Here is a 3122-nt window from a genome sequence, read left to right on the forward strand (position 1 = left end):
CGATTTGCCTCCCGCATCCTCAGACGCGCTCACTTGCCGCCAAGGACGGACGCTAGACCTTTCGTCCTTGGCGGTTTTTTCGGATTTGAATTGCACGGTTATGTGTGGCCCTCCCGCGCTGCATGTCGCCGTCCGTGGAAGGGCCGTACCGGCGGTGCAAGTCCGGTTTAATTCCGCGATCACATCGCGCGCTGCAACGCCGATGCTGATCCATGTGTCTGTGTCTGTGAAGTCTCTCTCCATGTTCTGAATTGAGCATGGAGACGTTGGATGAAAGATCCGAGATTTAGGGATGATCGGATGAGTAGCATTGCGAGCGTTTCAGAGCGGATCATCCGCGAAGTGATGATCGAGCGCGGGGTGAAAAAACCCGAGGCGCGCAAGATCGTCGCAAGAGAGATGAGCGTTGCACCCGGATCATTAGACAATCTGCAAAGAGGACGCCTCGTCCATGTCGAGAGGCTTGTTGACCGCATTAATGCGTATCTCGTCCGGCGGATCGAGAAGAAGATTGCGCAGCTTGAGGGCGAACTTGCAACTGCTCGTTTGGCGTATCGCCGTGCTGGTGAAATTGACGTTTTGCGCGCTGAGACTGCGCTTATCGAGGCGAGAAAGGCGTTAGGGAAATGACTGACACAATAGGCCACAACTCCCAACCAAACGCCAGAGAACTCGCGTCATACGTTGATCGCGTCATGACGTTCGAGGTCGAGAAACGCAGCAACGCGGAAGCGATCAAGGAAATCCTGATTGAGGCTAAGGATGCCGGGTTTGACGCCTATGCCATCCGCACATGCGTAAAGATCAAACTGCGCGACGCGAAACAGACGAAAGCCGCGAAGGAACGCGCGGCGATTGTCGAGGTATATGCAACGGCGTTGCAGTTGGACCTTCCGCTGTAATGTCGGCTCGCTTCCCGGTCGCACCTAAGCAAGAGAGAACGCTTGATGGCGTCACATTCGCCAGCAAACGCGAGATGCAACGGTATGCTGCTCTAAAGCTATTCGAGAAGGCTGGGAAGATAACAAATCTGGAATTGCAACCTGAGTTTCAGACGTTCATCTCTGGCAAGCCGTTCTGTAAATTCACCGCCGATTTCTCCTACTGGATAAACGACGGGACAGAGCAAGTCATCGAGGACGTGAAAAGTTCAGGGACCGCGAAAGATACGGCTTACAGACTTCGTAAGCGCGCCGCCGAGCTTCAATATGGGTTCAAGGTAACGGAGGTCGTGAAGTGAGCATGTTAGCGAGCTATGTCCGTCGCACCGGACCTCTCGCCGCGATTGTTGATCGCAAATATCGTGAGCGCGTCGCCGCTGGCATCATCAAGCCGCAGTTCAACGAATCGTCCCGCGTCGAACACTTTCCAGTGTTGAAAGAGACGGAAGACGCTTGGACGCGCGATCCTTCTCAAAACATGATTCCTGACGAGCTATTGACTGCATCTTACGCGAAGGAAACACGCGTCTCATTGCGAGAAATCATCGACGCCGTATGCGACGAATTCGAACTTCCGATGAGCGACATCCTGTCATCGCGCCGGACAAAAGACATCATCATACCGCGCCAGATCGTGATGTATCTCGCCAAGCAACTCACGCCAATGTCCTTCCCTGCCATCGGAAGACTCATCGGAGGTCGCGACCATTCGACGGTCATGCACGGTTGCGCCGCTATCAAACGAAAGATGGAAGACCAGGAAGTTGCCTACAGGATCGATCGCGTCAAGAGCCGGTTGCCGCTCGGATGTCATGGCCCATCGTCCTGCTATTGGGGTTGCTAGATGGCGTTTTTCGCATGGACAGAGGAGCGCATTGAAATGGCGTCATCGCTTTGGCAGCAAGGGAAGTCAGGTAGCGAGATAGCCGCCATCCTTGGCGACGGTATCACGAGAAACGCCGTTATCGGCAAGATCAACCGCCTCGGGATCTCCCAGCGCGAGATAGGATACAAGCAGCCGAAGAAAGGCGAGCCTCCAAAGAAGGTAGCGAAGCCGCAAAAGCACATTGTCGAGCGCATTGTCGCGCGCGATGACGAGTCATCTTTCGAACGCGCTTCTGTCGGCGGCGTCGGCTTCCTAGACCGCACACACGGTCAATGCGCGTGGCCGCATGGCGATCCGCGAGACCTATCATCATTCCTCTTCTGTGGCGCTGCGACGGCCCGCGAAGGCGTTCCGTATTGCTCCGGGCATATGGCGATAGCGTATGTGCCGACGAGCCGACGCGTCGATATGCGTCCAGTTCGCCAGGCGACCTCTATCAGGGCGGGTGTGGAATGAGTGATACGGCCCTACTTATCGCGGCGGCGAAGCGATTAGGATATGACGAACCATCAACATTGCGCCTTGTCGAAGCGGTAGAGGAAGAACGTCGCGAGAGATCGCGCCGCGCCGCAGCCAATAGACAGCGCGCCCGCCGCGACTCTGTCACGCAGAACACCGTGACAAAAGAACGTGACTGTCACGCAGAACACCGTGACACCGTGACTGTCACGCAGAACACCGTGACAGAGCCTTCGCCATATAAGGATAACCACGCGCGCGCATGCGTCTTCCCGGTCGGACTATCTAACGATAGTCCTCCAAATAAGATTATTACCCCCCTTCCTTCGGAAGGCCCCCATCCGAATGCAAAAAAGCAAAAACGGCAATCTGGAGCGTGTTTGCCGGATGATTGGTCTCCATCCGAAGAGCTTTTCGATTACGGCGCTGAGCGTGGGCTTACACGCGGTCAAACGAGTGAAATTCTCGAAGACATGCGAATTTGGGCTGGGGCTAACAGCAATCGGGCGATTGCTAGAAAAGCCGATTGGAATCTGACAGCTAAGGGTTTTATCCGCAGAGACGCTGCAAAATTCAAGGCCAGAGCCGGGCCATCGACACAACGCGATTACGGCAAGGGAGCCCTTGCAAAGCTAATTCGCAATGTCGATGAAAGCCTTAAAAATGAACAGCTTGGACAAACTAAAGGCGAAATATCTGGCGGAAATGTTCTCAGCCTTCCCGTCGTTTCGGGCGTCAGAGGACGAAGTAGCGACGATGATGACGGTGTATCTCCGTTCGCTAAGTGGCTATGATGCTGAAATCGTTAGCGAAGCATCATTTATGGCGACCAAAAA

General features: G+C 54.7%; 6 protein-coding genes. All 6 read left to right on the top strand.

What is annotated here, in order from left to right; translation table 11 throughout:
* Positions 1–270 precede the first annotated feature (270 nt).
* From WC026_RS17255 to WC026_RS17280, 6 genes are read left to right on the top strand one after another with little or no spacing between them, the layout of a single operon-like run.
* Positions 271–630, top strand: coding sequence for a hypothetical protein (locus tag WC026_RS17255; protein ID WP_372712245.1), 360 nt, complete (start codon positions 271–273; stop codon positions 628–630).
* The gene (locus WC026_RS17260; RefSeq protein WP_372712246.1) at positions 627–902 is read left to right on the top strand and encodes a GapR family DNA-binding domain-containing protein; all 276 of its coding nucleotides are present in this window, start codon (positions 627–629) and stop codon (positions 900–902) included. The genes WC026_RS17255 and WC026_RS17260 overlap by 4 nt, the downstream gene beginning before the upstream one ends.
* Positions 902–1240, top strand: a complete 339-nt coding sequence (locus WC026_RS17265) for a DUF1064 domain-containing protein (RefSeq protein ID WP_372712247.1) — start codon at positions 902–904, stop codon at positions 1238–1240. Before WC026_RS17260 ends, WC026_RS17265 begins: the two co-directional genes overlap by 1 nt.
* A 2-nt stretch (positions 1241–1242) precedes the next feature.
* Positions 1243–1785 carry a helix-turn-helix domain-containing protein gene (locus tag WC026_RS17270; protein ID WP_372712250.1) on the top strand — a complete coding sequence of 181 codons (543 nt, stop codon included), beginning with the start codon at positions 1243–1245 and terminating at the stop codon, positions 1783–1785.
* Positions 1786–2283 carry a GcrA family cell cycle regulator gene (locus WC026_RS17275; RefSeq protein ID WP_372712248.1) on the top strand — a complete coding sequence of 166 codons (498 nt, stop codon included), beginning with the start codon at positions 1786–1788 and terminating at the stop codon, positions 2281–2283.
* A complete protein-coding gene (locus tag WC026_RS17280; RefSeq protein WP_372712249.1) occupies positions 2280–3080 on the top strand; it encodes a hypothetical protein in 801 nt (266 codons plus the stop codon). Before WC026_RS17275 ends, WC026_RS17280 begins: the two co-directional genes overlap by 4 nt.
* Positions 3081–3122 lie beyond the last annotated feature (42 nt).

The sequence above is a fragment of the Hyphomicrobium sp. genome (assembly GCF_041674905.1).
In the GTDB taxonomy this organism is placed as follows: Bacteria; Pseudomonadota; Alphaproteobacteria; order Rhizobiales; family Hyphomicrobiaceae; genus Hyphomicrobium_B.